General features: G+C 55.6%; 19 protein-coding genes. 3 read left to right on the forward strand and 16 right to left on the reverse strand.

Translation table 11 applies throughout. From position 1 onward, the window contains the following. Nucleotides 1–5: 5 nt before the first annotated feature. The 10 genes from AACH73_RS10615 to AACH73_RS10660 all read right to left on the reverse strand — a co-directional run bounded on the left by AACH73_RS10615 (nt 6) and on the right by AACH73_RS10660 (nt 12,336). Nucleotides 6–689: a sugar transferase gene (locus AACH73_RS10615; protein ID WP_338734897.1), complete on the reverse strand. Its 684-nt coding sequence runs from the start codon at nt 687–689 to the stop codon at nt 6–8. A 290-nt stretch (nt 690–979) separates the two neighbouring features. After that, nucleotides 980–2,035, reverse strand: coding sequence for a mannose-1-phosphate guanylyltransferase/mannose-6-phosphate isomerase (locus tag AACH73_RS10620; protein WP_338734898.1), 1,056 nt, complete (start codon nt 2,033–2,035; stop codon nt 980–982). A 248-nt stretch (nt 2,036–2,283) separates the two neighbouring features. After that, nucleotides 2,284–4,206 (reverse strand): type IV secretory system conjugative DNA transfer family protein, encoded by a 1,923-nt coding sequence (locus AACH73_RS10625; RefSeq protein ID WP_338734899.1) that lies wholly within the window; start codon nt 4,204–4,206, stop codon nt 2,284–2,286. Continuing rightward, nucleotides 4,203–5,186 (reverse strand): P-type DNA transfer ATPase VirB11, encoded by a 984-nt coding sequence (virB11, locus tag AACH73_RS10630; RefSeq protein ID WP_338734900.1) that lies wholly within the window; start codon nt 5,184–5,186, stop codon nt 4,203–4,205. Before virB11 ends, AACH73_RS10625 begins: the two co-directional genes overlap by 4 nt. A 28-nt stretch (nt 5,187–5,214) precedes the next feature. Further along, a complete protein-coding gene (locus tag AACH73_RS10635) occupies nt 5,215–6,462 on the reverse strand; it encodes a TrbI/VirB10 family protein (RefSeq protein ID WP_338734901.1) in 1,248 nt (415 codons plus the stop codon). Next, on the reverse strand, nt 6,449–7,315 hold the full coding sequence (locus AACH73_RS10640; protein WP_338734903.1) for a TrbG/VirB9 family P-type conjugative transfer protein: 867 nt from the start codon (nt 7,313–7,315) through the stop codon (nt 6,449–6,451). Before AACH73_RS10640 ends, AACH73_RS10635 begins: the two co-directional genes overlap by 14 nt. Beyond that, nucleotides 7,312–8,064: a type IV secretion system protein gene (locus tag AACH73_RS10645; RefSeq protein WP_338734904.1), complete on the reverse strand. Its 753-nt coding sequence runs from the start codon at nt 8,062–8,064 to the stop codon at nt 7,312–7,314. Before AACH73_RS10645 ends, AACH73_RS10640 begins: the two co-directional genes overlap by 4 nt. Continuing rightward, the gene (locus tag AACH73_RS10650) at nt 8,061–8,816 is read right to left on the reverse strand and encodes a type IV secretion system protein (RefSeq protein ID WP_338734905.1); all 756 of its coding nucleotides are present in this window, start codon (nt 8,814–8,816) and stop codon (nt 8,061–8,063) included. Before AACH73_RS10650 ends, AACH73_RS10645 begins: the two co-directional genes overlap by 4 nt. Continuing rightward, entirely contained in the window at nt 8,813–9,910 is a 1,098-nt protein-coding gene (locus AACH73_RS10655; protein WP_338734906.1) for a type IV secretion system protein, read from the reverse strand. The genes AACH73_RS10650 and AACH73_RS10655 overlap by 4 nt, the downstream gene beginning before the upstream one ends. Nucleotides 9,911–9,912: 2 nt before the next feature. Beyond that, nucleotides 9,913–12,336 (reverse strand): VirB4 family type IV secretion/conjugal transfer ATPase, encoded by a 2,424-nt coding sequence (locus AACH73_RS10660; RefSeq protein ID WP_338734907.1) that lies wholly within the window; start codon nt 12,334–12,336, stop codon nt 9,913–9,915. 46 nt (nt 12,337–12,382) lie between these two features. Here AACH73_RS10660 and AACH73_RS10665 point away from each other — a divergent pair, with 46 nt between their 5' ends. Then, nucleotides 12,383–12,583, forward strand: a complete 201-nt coding sequence (locus AACH73_RS10665; protein WP_338734908.1) for a hypothetical protein — start codon at nt 12,383–12,385, stop codon at nt 12,581–12,583. Nucleotides 12,584–12,661: 78 nt separating this feature from the next. Here the strand turns inward: AACH73_RS10665 and AACH73_RS10670 are convergent, their stop codons facing one another. The 3 genes from AACH73_RS10670 to AACH73_RS10680 all read right to left on the reverse strand — a co-directional run bounded on the left by AACH73_RS10670 (nt 12,662) and on the right by AACH73_RS10680 (nt 16,055). Further along, nucleotides 12,662–12,958, reverse strand: a complete 297-nt coding sequence (locus AACH73_RS10670; protein WP_338734909.1) for a TrbC/VirB2 family protein — start codon at nt 12,956–12,958, stop codon at nt 12,662–12,664. A gap of 942 nt (nt 12,959–13,900) precedes the next feature. Continuing rightward, nucleotides 13,901–15,298, reverse strand: coding sequence for an adenosylhomocysteinase (gene ahcY / locus AACH73_RS10675; RefSeq protein WP_338734910.1), 1,398 nt, complete (start codon nt 15,296–15,298; stop codon nt 13,901–13,903). Nucleotides 15,299–15,401: 103 nt separating this feature from the next. Then, nucleotides 15,402–16,055 (reverse strand): exopolysaccharide biosynthesis protein, encoded by a 654-nt coding sequence (locus tag AACH73_RS10680; protein WP_338734911.1) that lies wholly within the window; start codon nt 16,053–16,055, stop codon nt 15,402–15,404. A gap of 111 nt (nt 16,056–16,166) precedes the next feature. Here AACH73_RS10680 and bioB point away from each other — a divergent pair, with 111 nt between their 5' ends. Both bioB and AACH73_RS10690 read left to right on the forward strand, forming a co-directional pair. Further along, nucleotides 16,167–17,156: a biotin synthase BioB gene (gene bioB / locus AACH73_RS10685; protein WP_338734912.1), complete on the forward strand. Its 990-nt coding sequence runs from the start codon at nt 16,167–16,169 to the stop codon at nt 17,154–17,156. Between the two features lie 87 nt (nt 17,157–17,243). Beyond that, nucleotides 17,244–17,471, forward strand: coding sequence for a hypothetical protein (locus AACH73_RS10690; RefSeq protein ID WP_338734913.1), 228 nt, complete (start codon nt 17,244–17,246; stop codon nt 17,469–17,471). Between the two features lie 22 nt (nt 17,472–17,493). Here the strand turns inward: AACH73_RS10690 and AACH73_RS10695 are convergent, their stop codons facing one another. From AACH73_RS10695 to rfbA, 3 genes are all read right to left on the reverse strand, one after another. Further along, nucleotides 17,494–18,387, reverse strand: a complete 894-nt coding sequence (locus AACH73_RS10695; RefSeq protein WP_338734914.1) for a TIGR03915 family putative DNA repair protein — start codon at nt 18,385–18,387, stop codon at nt 17,494–17,496. Next, nucleotides 18,384–19,610, reverse strand: a complete 1,227-nt coding sequence (locus tag AACH73_RS10700) for a putative DNA modification/repair radical SAM protein (protein ID WP_338734915.1) — start codon at nt 19,608–19,610, stop codon at nt 18,384–18,386. Before AACH73_RS10700 ends, AACH73_RS10695 begins: the two co-directional genes overlap by 4 nt. Nucleotides 19,611–19,882: 272 nt before the next feature. Then, nucleotides 19,883–20,755, reverse strand: coding sequence for a glucose-1-phosphate thymidylyltransferase RfbA (rfbA, locus tag AACH73_RS10705; protein WP_338734916.1), 873 nt, complete (start codon nt 20,753–20,755; stop codon nt 19,883–19,885). Nucleotide 20,756 lies beyond the last annotated feature (1 nt).

Here is a 20,756-nt window from a genome sequence, read left to right on the forward strand (position 1 = left end):
ATGAATTATATTTTTTCATTCTTATAATTCGGCAACATAAACACCATAGTCGTTGATAAAATGATCTTTATATCTAAAATCCACGACCAGTTTTCAATGTATTCTATATCACTTTTGACACGGCTGATGACATCATAGTGCGTTTTGACCTCGCCTCGATATCCTCTGATCTGAGCAAGCCCCGTGAGACCCGGGCGCGCATATGTTCGAGCGTAGTATCCTTCAACCACTTCGCTAAACAATTCATCGTGCACAACGGCGTGCGGCCTTGGTCCAACTAGAGACATTTCGCCCTTTAGGACATTGATGAGTTGTGGCAGCTCATCGAGGCTGGATCGGCGAAGCCAATAGCCCAAACGCGTTATACGTGCATCGCCGGCAACGGCCTGTCTAACGCAAGCACCGTCCTCCAGCACATGCATGGTGCGAAACTTGTAGATGAAAAACTTCCGCCCGTTCAGTCCCGTCCGCGTTTGTCTAAAGAGCACGGGCCCCTTACTGTCACATTTGATGAAAATCGCGATGAGGGCGAGCGCGGGCAAAAGGAATGCTAGGGCGAAGCCCGCGATCAGGAAATCGAAGACCGATTTTGAGAGACTTTTTCCTACACGACTTCCAGATGGTGTTACCCGCGACCCAATAGGCCCGCTCTGGTAAGCGCCAGATGAATAAGCATCGATATTTCGCATCCGTAGCTCGTCTCAGCGTGGCTGTATCGAAACGGGATCAATCCCGGCTCATATGGACGAGACGAGCACGCTTCGTGCCAGCTAGTGCATCTATCCGCGCTCAAGCTAATACGTCGAGGCCCCCGACCCGGCGGAGGACTTAACAAACCCAACAGGCAGAGAACACCTGTTTGCGAAAAAGTTTGGTTAACGAGATATTAATATCACGGATGATTTGTGCCTGTGAAAAAGCGCGGTGTCCGCCTTGGTCACCGCGCCCTCTAGACAGGATATTCCGCAAACGACAGCCTTTAGATAGACTGTAGCTTCCGAGCCGCTTCTGCGGCCAGCTTCACGTCTTGCGCTCTTGAGATGGGAGCTACGACGATGCCCGAAGGTGTTGAGACAACCATGATGTCATCTAAGCCGATGATCGCCACAGGCGGGCCATCGGCACGCACGAGGCAGTTATGCGCGTCAATGAGAATGGCGCTGCCCTGCGCGTGGTTGCCGCCCCCGTCTTTTGCGCCCAGCCGCCAGAGTTCGCTGAAGCCGCCGACATCGGCCCAGCCAATATCGCAGGGTGCGGTCGCTGCGCGTTGCGTACGCTCCATGACCGCGTAGTCTACCGAGATAGAGGGGCAACGTGCAAAGCTCTCGGGCTCCAGCATGCGCGTGTTTCCAGCCGTTTGCGCCCCCGAAAAGGCCTCGCGTGTAGCCAAAAGGACGTCCGGCTCATGCGCCTCAAGTTCTTCGAGCATGACCGCGGGCGAGAAGAGGAAGATACCGGCATTCCAATCATATCCGCCATCGGCCAGGTAACTTTGAGCGGTTTCCAAATTGGGCTTTTCAAGGAATCTTCTGATCCCGTAGACGCCGTCCGTCAGCGCCTCGCCGCGCTGGATATAGCCAAAACCGGTCTCGGGCGCAGTCGGTGTGATACCGAAGGTTACAATGTGATCTTTGGCAATGGGCGCGGCGCGCAATATAGCCGCACGAAATTCTTCGGGTTTGGAGATCATGTGATCGGCCGGCACCATCAGAACGAAGGCTTCAGGATCAATTTCTGCACCAATGAGGGCTGCAACCGCCGCAACAGCTGCCGTGTTGCGTGCAAAGGGCTCAAGTACGACGGCCTGGGGCGTAAGACCAATTGCGTCCAATTGCGCAACCGCCAGGGCCTCGTGGCTCTTTCCGCAAATAACCACCGGTTTCAGAAATTCAGAACCCGAAAGCCGAAGAGCCGTTTCCTGGATCATGGTGTGCTGGGTCGCCAGAGCATGAAACTGTTTTGGCTGTTCAGGCGTTGAAAGGGGCCAAAGACGAGTACCCGACCCGCCTGACATGATCACCGGCAAAATTTTCATTGAAAAAGTCCTAAAATCGATCGTTTGAATGAGTGCACTGCAAAAGAAAGACCACTATGCCCTTTGTCTGAGGACACCCGCAACCCTCTTTCTAGGTTAGGCTGTTTGCGACAGGAGTATGTGAGCAACCGTAAGTTTTCGATCTGACAACGCGACACCGGTTGATTGGCGTACGAATTCCCAATCGGGCGGGGATAGCGAGTGACCAGAGCTCGGACGGGGCCTCAAAAGCCCATCGGAAAGGGCGACTATCTCAGTTTGATTTCCAGTTGCTCAGGATCTGTCTCCAACAGGCGCTTTCGCCTTTGAAAGACACTCCTCTTAGCTGATATTTCTTCCGTTCTCTCCACACCGTCACCTTTTTCAGTCTTTAGGTCGTCACTGGGGAATGAAGGGGCCGTCGGATGTGCTGTCATTATTCCCCTATTAAAGGGCGCAATCGGGCGAAACCACAATCGCAGATCAGACCGCGCGGCGGCTTCAAAGTCCCCCTGGCATAAAGTCGCATCAGGTATACTTCGCAAGGAGAGACTTACGGCCTTCAGGCGCTTAATAAACAACGGCTCAGTATAGTAGTAAGCCTTCTGAGCCCGTATCGGAGGAATTGAATCGAGGATCAGGATCGCCTCGTCAGGGCTCATTAGTTGTAGCTCCTGGGGCAGACGCAGAGGTCGCTTTTGTGAGCTTGTCCATTGCGAATTCGAAACACCAGACTGACGCTCCATACGAGAACGCGAGATTTCCTCGATTTGATAATTGCCCAATCGCTCGCTTAAGCGTTTGGCGTCCTGAGTGTCTCTGGGCGCAAAAAGTATATGCAGGGCATGGTTGGCGCGAAGGGTTCGCGCATCGTGCTCGCCATAAAGGGAATCGAGCTGCGCTGAGCTTTGGATGACGGTTAAGAGCCTCAGGCCGTAACTGGCGATATAGGCGCTTGCTTTGGCGAGTATCTCAATTTTTCCCAGCGCGGCAAACTCATCAAGGATCACAAGGCAGGGCACACAAAGCGTGTGATCATCCGATGGCTGACGATCGACGTTTTGCTGAACGAAACGTGACACGAAGAGATTGAGGATCAGGCCGCCCTGGAGAAGTTCGGCGGGTCCAATCCCAAGATAGACGCTCATCGGCTTTCGTCGAAGATCCCTCAGATCAAAGTCGCTCGCAGACGTCGCAAAGGCGACTTTAGGGTCCGAGAAGACGGTAAGCGGCCCATTAAAAGTGGCGAGAATTGAGGTCAGCGTGTTCTCGCTCGTGAGGCAAAAGCGGGCCAGTGCCTCCACGCAGATACGGGTGAAGGGGCCATCCTCTAGCTCTGTACTTTTACGCGCCAGATAGGTCTTGGGGGCCTCGCCCCGACCGGAAACCTCTGCAAAAACATTGGCCATAGTAACGGCGTCGGGCCTTGTTTCCATCAGGAGAAGAACCGCGCCCAGAAACAGGTTGCGTGCCTGCTCGTTCCAGAAGGCATCCTTGTCCTTACCCTGAGGATAGAGGACGTAGGCGATCGCCAGTATGTCATTGATGCGATGGGCCGGATCCCGCCGGATGGTATCGAGCGGATTCCAGCGATGGGTCGCCTCGTCTGCGGCAAAAGGATTAAAGAGGTACACCTCCTGACCCAGGGCGCGTCGAAAGGCAGAGGTTAGATTAAAGTGCTCGAACTTGATATCGACGACGAGAACGGACCCTTCAAAGTCGAGGAGGTTCGGCACGACCACCGCCACCCCCTTACCCGTTCGCGTCGGCGCGGCGATCATTACGAACTCCTCTCCTGCAAACCGGAGGAGGCTGTTATGGATCTTTCCCACAATGATACCAGAACGAGTAAACAGACCCTTCCGTCTCATCTCGGATGGCCTCGCAAATCTTGCCTCCCCGTGGATGTTCTGCCGCGGTGTTTGAAAGACCAGCTGAAGGGTCAGTAGGATTGCAACGCAAACTCCTAGCACACTTAAGCCCAGCGCGCGAAGAAGATCAGCCCGCAACAGGTCTGCACCTTCGGAGGCAAACCACACTCTCAGCCAGGGAAGCGGGCTGACCGCCACGGTTAAATGGCCTTGCAGACCGAGATAAAGAAGGCCTGCCAATGACAATGTCAGATAGGCCAAGCCACCGACCGCCATGACGGATAAAAGAGCGATAAACCCGATCTCTAAAGGCCGCCTCACTCTGCCGCCCTTTCCGTTTTACGCCGCCAGATCTCTTTTACGACACGACGCCGCCCGCCTAAATGTCGCGCGGCGCTCAGATGGAGGAGAAGGTCGATGTTGAAACGCGCAAACTCAACAAGCTCTGATTTCGAAAACCCGACCGCGTCCCGGTTTTCCCGACACATGAGGGCGAAACGTTCAAAAGCCTGGGCGCAGGAGCCGGCATGAAACGAGGTGATCGACCCGCGATGACCTGTTGAGAGGAGCTTCAGATAATCAAAGGCCTCAGACCCGCGAAGTTCCGCCATTAAAACCCGGTCGGGTCGCATGCGCAAACACGCGGCAATGAGATCACTGGGCGAAATCTGTGCACCCGACTGTCCCCCTCTTGAATACAAAAGATGCACACAGTTTTTATGTGCGGGCAGAAAAAGCTCGCGTGCATCTTCGATCGTGATGAGACGTTCGTTCGTCGGAATGACCGCACAGAGGCTTTTCATAAGGGTGGTCTTGCCAGATCCGGTCTCGCCGACGATGGCTATATTATCCCCCCGAAGAACGCTCTTTGTCAGATCATCGACCAGGCTTTCAGAAGCCTCGTCAGTATCGGCAGGCTCATGAAAAGACACAGGATCAACCTCGTCAAACGCGCCCTCCGCCGCCCATATCGATAAGGGTTTTGCAGATCGCCAGGGGCGACGAATGGAGAGGGAGACAAGCCCATCTTCAACGCACGGCGGAATGACGATCTGGACCCGCTCACCTTCCGGCAGGACAGCCGAAAGTATGGGCGTACTGGCCGAAAGCGCCTGAGCGGTGAAGGTGGCAATGGCTAAAGAAATCGTCATCAGTCGCTCAAGGCTAAGCGCCTCGGAGACATGGCGCTCCCATCCTTCGCCGGTTAAGCAAAAGGCTTCAAAAGGGCGGTTGATGACCAGCTCCTGCAGGTCCTCACGACTAAGCTGTGCCACCAATGGCTTCAGCATTTCGCTGATCATGGCGCCGGCAGTTGGCCCTTGAACCCGATCAGCCTGCATTGGGACGATAGACATCCTTAAAGCTCACATCGCGGTTGACGTAGATTAGGGCCCGATCACCCTGCTGGCGATAAAGGGTGGGCGGCAGGTTTATGCTGGCATCAAGCACCTTCTCAGCCATAGACTGACCGGTCTGTCCCGATTGGGGCCAGACAATTTCACCTTGCTGATGCTTGCGCGTCGCGCTTGAGACCGCGTCCTGCACAAAAGATAAAAGGAAGGCCGAACCCACACGTTGCCACCAGTGGTTATCAACCTTGCCATCGAGACCGGCCGCACCCAGGCTATCGGTGGCGTCCGCGTCAAAACGTATACTGACCCCAGAGGGCGAGCGAATGCGGCGCCATCGAACCAGCAGACGATTTTGGCCTGGGCGGGAGAAGGCCTCGTAATCGCCGAGAACCTCACTTCCGGCCTCGAGGAGCAAAACCCTTCCGGTGTCGGAGTAGACGGGGCGCGTGAGGATACAAACCGCCTTTCCCGCCAGTTCGCTGATAAGACGTACGCTCAACGCACATTCGATCAGCCGGCCCTCAGGCAGAAGATAATCCCGGTCTAGGAGCCTTGTGGCCTGCAAGGGCAGGACAGCGTTACTACTCTCAGACGTAATGAGAGGCTCTTTCCGGGGGCGGACAATTTCAGCATCGGGTGCTGCACCCTCAGGCCTGGGGCTCGGAATGAACAAAGACGTCGCCTCTTTTATCCGGGGCGTACTCTGAGATTTGTCGTTTGTGTGGACAGGCCTTAGGGCAGGCGTGCCCATGCCCGCCTCGTACTGCTGGCTGCTCAGGGGCTCAGCAGCCGGGCTCTCGGATTGCGATTGCGCCACCGCGTAAGGTCGCGTGATCACCGTCCCATCCGCACAGATCATGATGACGCCGTCAGGCGTCGAAATGCCGGCGCCATCGGAAGACTTTACGCGAACGGGTGATGACGCGTCCGGACATGAGGCGGGGGAAGAACCCGCCGCTGCGGGCTGGGACGTATTAAACCGGCGCCCTTTCCCGTTCGCAACCACGGCAGGCTTTTCCGCTTTCTGCTGAGGCGCAGACGCACCCGATGTGTTCAACCACAAAGCGGCACCTGCCCCCATCGCGAGCGCGCAGCCTGAAAGGATCAGCAGGTTGCGGGGCGGGAGTTTGAAGGCAAGCTTAACGCCCTCTTGCCTGATCTGAGGCGGCTTGTCTTCGAGCAGCATGGGCTCAAGTCTTGGCACATCGAGATCATCGTCCGTCATGTCCCGCCCCCTTTTCAATCCGTCCGGGTTCGGCGGTAGCGCCACAGACTGGATTTTCCGATCGCGGATCAAACCCCTGGTTTTTCACCTTCACATGGGCCCGCCCCAGGCGAATGATGAAGGCGGCGGCCGTCTCGTGAAGGATGACTGTCCCATTTTCCATCTGCATAACGAGACGCTGCTCTTTGCCGTCCGAAGCGATCTTAAACACCACCGGCAGTTCGCTTCCTGAAGCGAAGCGAACGCGGGTGAAACATCCATTGTCGGACATCTCGAGAGGTACCAGCGGCTCGCCGGCCTTGTTGGGTTCAAAGACATAGCGCCGATTGATCACGGGTGAGGACGTCGTCTCATAGACAGCCCGTGCACGCGCCTTGTCGTTCGTGACGACGGCTTGCGGATACTGAAAAATCACTCGGTAGTGTGGTCGAGCCGTTACCCGACTGAGGATGCGGCCTCTTGGGCTTCGCCTGACCTGATCTTCAACGACCTCAAGCTCAAAGCTATAGTCGTGACGGTTGGATCTGAGCTCCAGATTATTTGACCGTGCGCCAGGCTTTGGGCGGACCCAGACGCTTGATGACCCCTTGTCCGCTCGTATACACCAAAGATGGCTGGCGCTATCGCAATCGGCCGGCAGACCTGAGGCGGCCGCGTCTATCTCTTCATCGGCGCCAAGCACAATGCGCGTCACCACACCCGCCTTCACGCGCACATGGACCACCTCTTTTTCGTCATAGGGAACCCGTATGACCAGGTCATCGCTTGGTTTTACCGGTAGTGCCGGCGCAGCCTCATATGTGGCCGGCAAAAGCAGACTGGCCAGAAACCATGGGAGAGAGGCAAGGGTCATGGCCGCCCCGCTGATAAAGGAAGGGCCCGGTCTTCGTCCGTAATCTCGGGATCCACCCTATAGGCCGTCACCTTAAATCCTAAGGGATTGCGGATAAGGTCCTTTTCCTTGCCGAACGCGGAAGGCTCGTACCTATAGGCGAGCGTCGCCAGAAAAATCTGACGGACTTCGCCTGTGGTATGGCTGAGACTGCGCGTCGTACGAATAAAACGGACAGAGGCCTTTTGGCTCACCTTATCTGGGATCAGCGTGATGCTGAGGATGTCGATCCGCTCCTCGTTTTGGGCTCCGAGTACCCGGTCACGACTATCTGGCCCCTCATAAAGGGCGCCATACTGCTTTGCGACGTCGCCCGCGGACAATGACAGGGTTGTGTCATAATCCGACTGCAGGAGGGGATAGTAGTAGGCTTCGCGTGCGAGAACATAGCGTTGCACCCAATGTTTATCGAGAAGCTCACCATATCCCTTCACCGTCTGATCATCGGCCGCAGCGACGAACTGGACGAGACCCGTCGTCTTATCGACTTCGAAAACGTACGGCACGGCGCGACGCAACGGGGCAAGGAAAGCGAGGGCAGTTACAGAGACCAGTGCCAGAAGGCTCGCTGAGAGGGCAACCGTCCAGGCTCTGCGTTCTGATCTCTGGCGCAGGGCCTCAACATCGTCCTCCCAGCGCCTCGCCTTCTGGAAGTAGTCGAAGGGGCCCTTCGTGGCGGTTGGAAGCTCGGGCAATGGCGTCGTCGTCATGGCTCGCTTCTGCCTCGATCGGGGTTGAATACGAAGGAGGCTGCGGCGGACGGAGCGTCTTTTGACAAGCGTGAGAGCGTTCGCTCGCGCATGCGTTGCTGCAGCAGGGCCTGTCCGTCTGTCGAAAGCGTGCGCGCGGTATCGAGGATGATTTTTTCATTCGCGATATGCGACTGCTCGACCTGTAAACGAGCCTGAAGCTCCGCGATGGCTTTCGGATCCTGCGTCTGATTGATCTCGTCTCTAAGGCCATCAATCTGTTGGGATCGGAGGCGAAGGCGCTCAAGCGTCTTAGTCTGAAACGCAATGTCCTGATAGAGCTGATCCTGGCGAGCTTCGCACGACGAGACAAGTCTGTCTTGCAAATGATTACAGTCCAGAATTTTGTTTTTATCTTTATAGGCCAAGGCTTCGACAGAGAGCTTACGTCCCTTAAGATCGTCGATTACCGCGTAAGTCTCGACGAGATCTGGGGGCAAAACCTCCCTGGTGCGGGGGTTATCGATTATGGCACCTAGGCCCCGCGAGCCGGTGAGCGCGTCAAGTTGCGCCTTTGTTTTCTCATAGCTCGCTCTCAAATGGCTGATCTGTTCGACCATCTGGGTATATTGCTTTTGCCAGGCACTGACCTGTTTAACGGCCTGGGCCAGATTGGACGCGTCGATGACCGGGGTGACTGCCGAGGCCCGGGTGATCAGCGACAGCGAGATGAGAACGCCACCTGTTACCGTAAGGAAATGCCACTTCTTCATTTTGAACGTCCTTTGCGCCAGAAGGGATGTACGGTTTCAACGATCGGATGCTGATACTTGTAGGCGGGTTCCGCGGCGTCTTTGCCGTGCTCAGCGGACCGTGCCCTAGGGCTATCCCCCGCAGCTGAAGAGGCAGACGCGCCTGGACTTTGCGAGCTATCGGATGACTTTTCGCCCTTAGAGCCGGAGGCTAACTTCGAGCCGCCCTTGCCTGAGCCGCCAAAAAGCTTCTGAATCAAGGCAAGACCTGTGCGAGCGGCCAGTGCGGGCACAATGCTTCCACCGCCGAGGCCTACACCACCGGCCAGCCCCATTGCGATCCCGGACAGATTAAGCATCACAATGGCCAGACTGGCGCAAAGTATAAGAAGGGCGATGGCATCGCGAAAAACCTGCCCGCCGGCTTCAAAGGTCACGAGCACACTTTGCGCAAACTGCTCAGTCAATGAAACGACCAGGGTGAAGGCCGCGACAATCAGAACATTGAGGAGCAGGAAGTTCAGGACCTGCGCGATCCAGCTCTCAGTGAAGCGTTGGGTCGACGGAAACGCTGCGCACAGGATGAAGGCCGGGCCCAGGGCAAGGATGAGCGCGAGCGACACCTTGGCGAGGAGATAGTAGCCGAGGCCTACGCCAACAATGAGAATTTCCGCTACGACAATCACCACAAGCGTGGCAAAAAGGACCAGATCCGGGACGAGGTTTTCGCTGATCTCCTGTCCGAGAAGGCGGCTTAATTCGTCAAAAGGGACCATGAAGGCATCAATCGCCGCGCCCACCGTCGTCGTGCCGCTGAGCGTTTGAATAAGCCCGCTTTCAATCCCCCTGAAACCTTCGACCGCAATCGCCTGATACTGCCCTGCGATAAGCGCTAAAGTGGAGACCAGCGCCAGCCGCATGAACTTTGAGAGGGGCGCAATGAGCGGTTCGCGCAGCTCGCCTCTGGCCGCCGCATAGCCCATCACGATGATGTAGAGACTAAAGGCCACCAGTGCGACCGGCGAAAGAGCAGACGCCAATGCTGCACTTTTCTGGGTGACAAAGCTGTCAAGAAGCGTATCTGCGGTCTGTTCGATTTCTGTGGCAAACGACATGATCAGGCCTTCCAGGTGCGTTTGCGCGCAGCTACGGCCTCATAAAAAGTCGGCAACCACCCGTCCGGGTCATCGCCCAACTGCCCTCGAATAGCATCGAGCCACTCTACCGAGCGGGTATTGCCGGAAAGTACATCCAGTTTCTCGCCCAGCATACTGAGGTCATAGACGACCACTCTGGAGGTCTGCCCCTGGCGTATCAGGCACTGACGGCTTAACTCGCCGAAGGATTTGAGGATGCGAAATTCGGTCGGCGACAGCTTAAAGCCCTCGACATAGTCTTCGGCATCAGCTCGCGGGTTCGGCAGAAATATCTGGGTCACGCTTTGCTCCACCATGGTCTTGCCTATGGGGTGGGCAAGGACGTCGGAGGGTGACTGGGTGACGAAGACGCCAAGTCCGCCCTGTTTTCTGATCGTCTTTTGCTTGTTGAGGGCAAAATCGGCAAAATAGGGATCGCGCAGCGGCTTCCAGAACTCTTCCATCACATAGATGAAGGGGCGTCCGTCTATCATCTCCTCGGTGCGATGGAGGAGATAGGCCATAACAGGCGTTCGGATTTCAGGGTCGTCGAGAATGTCGGTGTAGTCAAAGCCGCTGATCTGAACGCTTGCCGGATCATGAAGGTCGACGGGATTATCGAACACCCATCCCAGTCTCTGGCCTCTCAGCCATTTGCGAAGGCGCTCAAACAAACTGTCCGTTCCCGACCTCGGCAGGTTTTGCGCGACAAGTGACAAACACCTGAGTTCCGGGGCGATACTCTCATTCATTACGGCCCTGACCGCATGGGCGATCGCGGCTTCGTCAGACGCCGGCAGATTTGGATTGCCTTCACCACCGGCGATAAGCCGCAGTAAAAGGTGCTCACAAAAGCGCAGATTGGTGTCGCTTGGGGGCAATTGAAACGGGTTAAACCCGCTCGGCTCGCCCCGGACCAGCTGAAAATAGCGCCCCCCCATGGCGCGGATGAAAATCTCAGAGCCGCGATCCTTGTCAAAGACCACCGCGCGTAGCCCCTCATACTTGGTCGAAAAGGCCAGTAGGACCGACTGAAGCGCCGTTTTTCCGACCCCGGTAGCACCACAGATGAAGGTATTTCCAGGATAGGCCTCACCTTCAGAATTTTGCTCAGGTGGAGAGTCGTGGAAATTGAAGTAATAGGGATGACCAGAGGGCGTATTGAAAACCGCCACGGCTTCCCCCCACGGATTTCCTTCTGACTTGCCCGTCGTGAAATTATGAAACCCCGCCAGATCGGCAAAGTTGCGGCTCGTTATAAGCGCGCTTCTGGGCCGCATGCGCCAGTTACCCGGCAACTGCGAAAACCAGGCGCAGTCCGGGACGAGATCTATGGGCGATAATCTCAGACCGGCATGGTCCTGCAGTTTTGCGCGCGCATCCGCAAGCTGGCGGGCCACCTCTTCGGGCTGATCGCCAAAGACGCAGAGCGAATAGTGATACTCCCCAAGCTCAAGCTGGCCTGACTGCAGCGCATTCATCGCCTGATCGATCTGGACGACTTCATCGACGGCCGCATCTTCGGTCGCTATCAGACGCCCCTTTTGTCGGGTGAGTGCGCCGAGCGCATCGCGGCGATTTAGCATCGAAAAGGACTGCGTCTCGACGAAATCGTAATCGACATAAAGAAGCGGGTTCAGAAGGCCTGGCTCAGACTGGCGTGGAAAGTCCTGGATATCAAGGAGGCCGGCAAAGCGGTGCTCTCGCGGATGCCAGATCTCAACGTCCGACGAATAGCGGCCGAAATGCAGTCGAGAAGAAGGAAGACAGACAGATATGTCTGCAAAGGGCAGCCCTATGGGCTCAGACACACCGTTTAACAGCTGAGCCAGAAAGGTGAGAAGCTCAGACTGTGGACGGCCTTGCGAGGTATCAAGTGCAAGGCGCCTTGGCCCATAGGCCTGAAGGCTTGCGCACACCTGATCATGAAGCGCGCTCATTGTGCTGAGCGCATGGGCACGTTGATCGGCAAGCGAGAGGTTCGGCAAACGAAAACCCGCCTGCCTCGACGGGCAATAGACAATGGACAGATAAAGCGCGTTGGAGCGCTGAAAGCGGTCTTTTAAGCCCTCCAGATAGTCATCGTGCAGGGACTGGCAAAATGCAGAGGCAAAGCGTGCGTTCAGATGAGGTTCAATCCGGTGGCGAAGGCGATGAACCCACAGGCTGTAGTCCCCGCCACCAAGCGACTTTAAGAACTGAACAAGGGCTGCCTTTCTCTGCAACACGAGAGCCGGTTCTGCCGTCTCGACGCAGACCCCGTTTAAGTGCCAGGTGCTCACATAGGCCCGTTTTGCCCGCATCCACAAAACCTCAGGCGTGATGAGACTTGTGAAGGGGACGTAGTCGACGCTCGATAGCCCCGGACGTCGCAGCGTTTGCAACTTCGAACTAAGGATTGTCATGTGACGATCTCTGAAACGAGAGCGGGCCGTAAGAGGCGGTGCCCCAATGGCGAAGAAGGGGCCTTTGGGTGAGGCGCACCCGCAGTCGCAAAATCCACTGCAGGACGCGCTGATCGTCCTTTCTGGTGACCTCGCGCATATAGAGATGGCCGGTCAGCCAGGCCGCTGTGAAAAGGCCGCACGGCAGAAGAAGACGAAAGGCGAAAGCCCACATGGCCGGAACCAGGAAGGCCGCGGCAAAGCTTAAGAACACGCTGAGCGGCACACCTAAGAAGGTCGGAGGCCTTGTGCATCCTCTGAAAAAAGGATCCCGAAAGCCTTCCATTTAATTGATCAGCCAGCCCGCAATCGCCGAGGCGCCGCCAACAAGGACCGCCCCAATGACGATGTTGCTCACCTCCGTCCAGCGGGCCTGCTGAAAGCCCATCTTGTATCCCGCCCAGGCGATCATGATGGTGAACAAAACAACGCCGACACCCAAAATGGCGGTGCGCACGTTTTCGAGGACGCTGGTGAGCTTTTCGATCTGGGCGAAAGCCGGGCTTGGGATGACGAATGCGGCCGTGAGGGCAAGCATCGACGCTGGGCCAGAAGAGAAGAGGCGCGGTACCTTGAAACACATAATCCATCTCCGATTATATTGCACTATGTAACCACCTTAGGTGGCATTTTGGAATGCGCGCAATAGGGGTGTTAAATTATCTATTGCTATTTTAAGGAGAGTTGCAATTTCGGCACAGGCGAACAAAATAACAACTGTAAAGGCGGCGAAATGTTTTTCGCGGCTAGGGAAAGCGTTCGCCGGCTGAAAGCGGCGGCGAAACACCCCTCCTCCACCGCTAGGCTGATCACGATTTTGTGCTTCGCGTTTGCAGCGAACTGCAAAGCGCCGCCGTCAAAAGAGATGAGCTGCGTTTCTCGCCGGCGAGCTAAACGGTTATCCAGAACGCAGCTCGTGATCAAACGAAACAATTTGAAATATTCTGTATTTAAAAGAAAAATGCGCGTTTTGTGGATGCGAAATCTTCGGAGACTGATGCACAAATCCCAAACGTTGGGAACAGTTGTAACCGTTATCGACAGTATAGATCGACCTTATAATATTGCATTGCAGCAATTTCCTCCGTGCGCCGCCCTAGATTTTGCCAAAACCTGTGCAATTCTCGAGAAAAATGGGGAATAATGACTCTCAGATCACGGCCTTAATCGCCCTCTTTCCAAACCATCCGAAATGAGTACTGGAATTTTTAGACTTTCACACATATCTTCATAAGCGAAGACAGTGGGCGTAAATTAAGAGGTGTTGCCATGAGGTCCATTACACACGAGACGTTTGCAAACTCTGCGCCTGTAGCGCGCGTGGAAAAGACGCGTGTACGCATTGTACGTAGAGCACACACTTCGGCACGTTGGGATAGCCTTATGTTGCGTTGGGCCGCAATTGGTTTTTGTGCAGCTTTCTGGGCTGGCGTGGCCGCACTCATCTTTTAATCCTTTCCTCTCAAGGACAAAAAAAGCCTCCGCAGTTACCCGCGGAGGCTTTTTTATTGAGCGTTTACAACGCTTAGTAACGATAATGCTCTGGCTTAAACGGCCCCTCGACGGAGACGCCGATATAGTCAGCCTGCTCGGTATTAAGGGTCGTTAGCTTCGCACCGAGCTTCTCAAGATGCAGGAGCGCGACCTTTTCGTCGAGCTTTTTAGGAAGGGTGTAGACCTGCTTTTGATAGGCCTTGTTATTGGTCCAAAGCTCAATCTGGGCCAGCGTCTGGTTGGTGAAGGACGCTGACATCACAAATGAGGGATGGCCCGTGGCATTGCCGAGGTTCACGAGGCGGCCTTCAGACAGGACGATGATCTTCTTGCCGTCCGGGAACTCCACATGGTGCACCTGAGGCTTAATCTCGTCCCACTTATAGTTACGCAGAGAGGCAACCTGGATTTCAGAGTCAAAGTGGCCGATGTTACAGACAATGGCGTTATGCTTCATCTCACGCATATGCTCGAGACGCAGGACATCCTTGTTGCCGGTCGCTGTCACGAAGATATCACCGAGCTTAGCCACTTCTTCGACGGTACGGACCTCATAGCCCTCCATCGCCGCCTGAAGCGCGCAGATGGGGTCGATTTCCGTGACGATGACACGGGCCCCACCGTTTCTGAGACTCGCCGCTGAGCCCTTGCCCACATCGCCATAGCCAAGCACCACGGCCACCTTGCCGGCAAGCATCACGTCGGTCGCACGACGGATCGCATCAACGAGCGACTCGCGGCAGCCGTAAAGGTTGTCGAACTTCGACTTCGTGACGCTGTCATTGACATTGATGGCCGGAAACGGCAGCTCGCCCTTCTGGGCCATGGCGTAAAGGCGATGAACGCCCGTCGTCGTTTCCTCGGAAACACCGATGATCGCATCACGGATGGCCGAATAGAAGCCGGGTTTTTCCGCCAGGTAGCGCTTCATCACCTTGTAGAGCGCCTCTTCTTCTTCGTTCTGCGGGTTATTGAGGATGGACGGATCTTTTTCCGCCTTGGGTCCAAGCACCGTCAGAAGCGTGGCGTCACCGCCGTCATCAAGGATGAGGTTCGGATAGCCGCCATCATGCCATTCAAAGATCTTGTGCGCATAATCCCAGTATTCTTCGAGGGTCTCACCCTTGATGGCAAAGACAGGCGTGCCCCGTTCCGCAATGGCGGCAGCGGCGTGGTCTTGCGTCGAGAAGATATTACAAGACGCCCAACGCACCTCGGCGCCGAGCGCTTGCAGGGTTTCGATGAGGACACCCGTCTGGATCGTCATATGCAATGAGCCGGCGATGCGTGCGCCCTTCAGAGGCTGTTTGGGCCCATACTCCTCACGTGTCGCCATCAGGCCAGGCATTTCGCCCTCGGCGATTTCGAGTTCCTTGCGCCCCCATGCGGCGAGGGAGAGGTCTTTTACGATGAAGTCTTGAGCGGCCATAAGGGGTGCATCCATAGTTTCAAATGTAGCCGTCTTATAACGACCCGCGCTCAATTATGCAATCAAGATATAAAGATGTCTTTATATGATGGCGACGGATCTCCTAAGACCCTGAAGCAGCGACAATGCCAGCCCAAAGCGCCTCTGTTTGCAGCCACAGCCACATCAGGAAATTCCACACATAACGCGCGCCAAAATAAACCCAGGCGACTGAGGCGACGGCTACAGGGAAAGACAACAAAAGGCATATACCGTCGCGTTGCAACAGGCCGAGCCCCGTCAGGACGACGGCTATTCCCGGAATGATGTTTGCCCCCGGCATAGGAAGCAACAGGATAAGGGCCATAAGAAGGGTCTGAGCACCGAAATAGCGAAGCCACAGTCCACCTGTCAGGACAGGGAGCCTCGGCCGGACGAGAAACTCAATCTTTCTGAGCACGCTAACGCACGCCTTGAGGGCGCCAGTGAGCGTCTCATTTTTGAAACGCCAGCGCGTGGCAAGCCTTGGCATCCAAATCTGCCTCTGCCCGAAAAGCATTTGTAAGGACGGGCCTATGAGAAGAAGGCCAAAGAGGGTCGATATACCCGGGATGTTGGGGATACAGATCGGAAGGGCCAGAATGATGAGTAAAAGCCCAAGGCCACGCCCGTCGAGGCGCTTTATAAGTTCGCCAGCCGTCACCGTCTCGTCTCCCGCAAAGCTTTTCGCGAGGTCTTCAACAAGATGCGAGGCTGGCGTATCCGAAACTGGCATCATCACTCGTCCATTCCCAGTATCCGCGTTACGAAAAATTGCTTCTTTCGTCAATGTGAGGCCGTTTGACCCGACCAAATGGATCGTCTAACGAGAAGGTCAGAGGAGAGACATATGCCTGACACTACGCACGCTTTTGTAGCGGTTCGCCACGACTGGACTAAAAGCGAGATCTCGGCCCTTTTCGAGCTTCCCTTTATGGAGCTCGTTTATAAGGCCGCGAGCGTCCACAGACAGGTCTTTGATCCCTCGGAGATCCAGCTCTCTCAGCTTCTGTCGATCAAAACCGGCGGATGCGCTGAAAACTGCGGCTATTGCTCTCAGTCTGCCCACCACGATACCGGCCTGAAGGCATCGAAACTCATGGCGGTCGATGCCGTGTTAAATGCAGCCAAGGCCGCAAAAGCTGGCGGTGCACAGCGTTTTTGCATGGGGGCTGCGTGGCGCGACCTGAAAGATCGTGACGTTCCGGTACTTGCCGAGATGATTTCTGAAGTCAAAGCCCTGGGACTTGAGACCTGCGCGACGCTTGGCATGATAACCCCCCAGCAGGCATCAGCCCTTAAGGCCGCGGGCCTCGACTATTACAACCATAACCTCGATACCTCTCCTGAATATTATGATCAGGTGGTAACCACCCGAACCTACCAGGAGCGTCTCGATACGCTTTCGGCCGTTCGTGAGGTCGGGATGAAGACCTGCTGCGGCGGTATCCTTGGCATGGGTGAAACACGCGAAGACCGCGTCTCGTTTCTTCAGCAGCTTGCCAACCTGCCTGCTCACCCCGACAGCCTGCCGATCAACAATCTCGTACCGGTCGCCAACACTCCATTGGGGGATCGCGCCCGGCGTAAAGGCGAGATCTCACCCATTGAGTTTGTTCGAACCGTTGCGGTCGCCCGTATCGTTTGCCCGAAATCGATGGTCCGACTGAGCGCTGGCCGCAATGAAATGGACGAGGCTCTTCAGGCCCTTTGTTTTCTCGCAGGCGCCAATTCAATATTTGTGGGAAGCCAGCTTCTGACCACGCCCAATCCGGAGCCGGGCACAGATGCACACCTTTTACAATCCCTCGGCCTCAAGCCTATGGCGGGCACACTCTGATCAGGCGTAACCGAACCCTCCTGCCTTCGGTGTGATCGTACCCCTTGAAGGATGGTGCAGGCGCGGTGGTTGTGGTGTGATTTCTTCATGAAACACTCGCACTCCCCTGCCCTGCCTATGTTCGTCCTCGACTGGCGCACGCTTGAGCGCAGCTTACTGTGGCTCGTGCCGGTCAGCCGCCGAAATGAGGTAGCCAATCATATTTCCACTTTGATGGAATTGTCCCTCACTCAGCCCTCCGAACGCATCACCGCCGAACTGATTGTCCGCATAGGAATTCTGATGGAGGCACAAGAGGGTGAACCCTCCAAGTGAGGTCCAGAAACGCAAGGCGTCATTATGACCGATCGGTCATTCGTGACTTAAGGGCGCGATGAAATGCCGGCACTTCAGCGCTGGAAGCTCGCTCATGCATCTGGCGTACGCGTCTGTCTGCATCGCGAATGAGCTCGGGAATAAGCGCCGCTTCGGGGAGGTTTTTCCAGTACTTTTTTGGCATCTCAGACTGCATCGCCGAAACCTTAAGCCGTGCAGGATTGAAGATATTTGCGTAGTAGGTTCGCCATAGATCGTCGGCTTCATCCTTTAATTCAAACGGTTTTGCCGGTTCCTCGCTGAAATGAAGCCTTGCCCCCTTCCACGCGGCAGACCCTTTAGGCGTGGCTATGATCCAGTCCATGTCTCCAAAACGTCTTTGGAAAAAAGGCGCTGTCTGAGCGACAATGAAATGCTCCGGCTCGAACCACGCGACAAAGGCGCGGCGCTCTGAGAGAGCTTGCGTCTCCTTGAAACGTACGAAGGCTTTCATCTTATGCATATCGCGTCGGACTGACTTCACGAGCCCATGCAGCGCGCGAACGTCCGGGTCTGCGGGATCGTTCAACAGATGCTTTTGGGATTGCAGGCGCCATAACAGACGATAGCAGATGTCAAAGCGCTTTGCGTCGGAATGACAAATCGCCATCTTTGTTAATTCTATAAAAGCGGAACTAACGAAGGCGGCCGGGGTTGAGACGGTCCGCTTCTTGGGGTTTGCTGGTGTCGGATAAGCGCCGTCCGAAGCCTCATTAACGGCAGCATCACCAAAGGAAGCGGCCTCCCCAAAAAGGTCGTACGTCTCAGTCTCGACGACCCAGTCCACAAACTGTGGCGCAAGGCCGTTAGTCAGCGCTGCCCTTGCCGCTTTACGCCATTCTTCATAGTTACCACGCGCCTTCAGTTTGACTTTCACAGCAGAACCAGTTGCTCAGGCGCTGGCGCAAACAGTTCACGCAGATTGCCACGGTCGATGAGTTTTATGGGGGTCCAATCGTCGGTGACAATAAAGGGCTTCACCTTCCGGACCGAGATTTTGAGGCGTACCAGATCCTCGATTTTCAGGCGCCTGTAACGGCGCGCATTCAGAAGAGACTGAACCGATTTGACACCAAGCCCGGGGACCCGAAGAAGCACCTCCTTATCGGCCCGATTGACGTCCACCGGAAACCGCTCACGGTTTTCTAATGCCCAGGCAAGTTTAGGGTCGAGCTCAAGATCGAGCATCCCGTCTTTGCGGCCGGCCGTAATCTCTGCGATGTCAAACCCATAGAAGCGATAAAGCCAGTCAGCCTGATAGAGGCGGTGCTCACGGGCCAGGGGGGGCTTTATCAGTGGCAAAACGTTTGAAGCATCGGGAATGGGAGAGAAGGCCGAGTAATAAACGCGTCTTAGTCTGAAGCGGCCATAGAGCGAAGCACTGGAGCCCAAAATCGTTGCGTCGTTCGTTGCGTCGGCCCCGATAATCATCTGGGTCGACTGCCCGGCCGGGACAAATCGCTTTCGACGCCGCCGGAAGGTGGGTTCTGAGAACTCATCGATCTTCTGCCTGAGCTCGCCCATGGAACGGCGAATGTTTTGTGGGTGCTTTTGCGGGGCGAAGGCCTCAACCCCGGCATCCGTCGGCAATTCTATGTTTATGGAAAGGCGGTCGGCATAGAGCCCGGCCTCTTCGATTAGTGCGGCCGAGGCTTCGGGTATGGTCTTCAGGTGAATGTAGCCTCGAAAGTCATGCTTCAGGCGTAGATCTTTAGCGATCTTGACCATTTGCTCCATGGTGTAATCCGATGAGCGGATAATCCCAGAGGATAAAAACAGCCCTTCAATGTAGTTGCGCCGGTAAAATTCCAGGGTAAGCCAGACGACTTCGTCAGCGCTGAAACGGGCACGTTCGACGTTGGACGAGGAGCGATTTATGCAGTAGGCGCAGTCATAGATGCAGAAATTCGTCATCAGGATTTTGAGGAGAGAAATGCAACGCCCGTCAGGCGCATAGGCGTGACAAATGCCCGAGCTTTCTGTTGATCCTAGTCCGCCGGATCGCGAATCCCGTTTCGATGTGCCGGAAGAGGCGCAGGACGCATCATACTTTGCCGCATCCGAGAGAATAGCCAGGCGTTCACGCAAACTCTTTTTCATGAGTTCATGATATGTTCCATTTTCAGATTGTCAACGTCGCTCGAGCGAGTTGATGGCCACGTATGATGAATTCGCGACTTAATGGGTGAGTCCGACGGTGAGGCCCGCGATTAGGGCCCCTACAAAACCAAAGGCCATGACCATTACTGTGGCGGTGGATTTAATTTCGCGCATCTGTGCCTCCAATTTGAGGCACAGTTTCACCAAGTCAGGGCAAAGCATACATGCATTAAGTGAGTGCACAAATAAAGTGTGTATCAGGGCTGCCTGGCCTAGCGCCCTGATTGCACACACTTACCCAAATACCGCCCATAATCGCTTTTACCGAGGGTCTTTGCGAGCCCTTCAAGCTCGGTGTCAGTGATATAACCTCTGCGCCAGGCGATCTCCTCCGGGCAGCAGATTTTCATGCCCTGACGCTTTTCAAGCACACGCACAAACTCGGCGGCATCAAGGAGGCTGTCGGGCGTACCGGTGTCAAGCCACGCATAGCCGCGGCCGATCGGCTGCACACTCAGCGCTCCACGCTCCAGATAAACCCGGTTCACGTCCGTGATCTCGTACTCACCACGTGCTGACGGGGCCAGATTGGCTGCGATATCGACCACCTGATGGTCGTAGAAGTAGAGACCCGTAATCGCCCAGTTGGATTTAGGCTTAGCCGGCTTCTCCTCCACCGATAGCGCCTTGAAGACGTCGTCAAACTCCACGACCCCATAACGTTCAGGATCTGAGACCTGATAAGCAAAAACGGAAGCGCCTGACGTCAGTGTCGCAGCCTCCTCCAGTGTCTCAGTTAAGTTCGAGCCATAGTAGATGTTGTCGCCAAGTATCAGACAGGAGGGCTCACGCCCCACAAAGTCTGCACCGATCATATAGGCCTGGGCCAGACCATCGGGGCTCGGCTGCGGCGCGTAGCTGAGCTCGATGCCCCACTTTTGCCCGTCGCCCAGAAGCTTGCGGAACAGGGGCAGGTCGTGCGGGGTCGAGATGATTAGGATCTCACGTATACCCGCCATCATCAGTGTCGACAGCGGATAATAAATCATCGGCTTATCATAGACCGGCATCATTTGCTTGGAGACGCCAATCGTCATCGGATGCAAACGCGTACCGCTGCCGCCCGCCAGAATAATTCCCTTCATA

It is taken from the genome of Asticcacaulis sp. DW145 (assembly GCF_037101385.1).
Classification (GTDB): domain Bacteria; phylum Pseudomonadota; class Alphaproteobacteria; order Caulobacterales; family Caulobacteraceae; genus Asticcacaulis; species Asticcacaulis currens.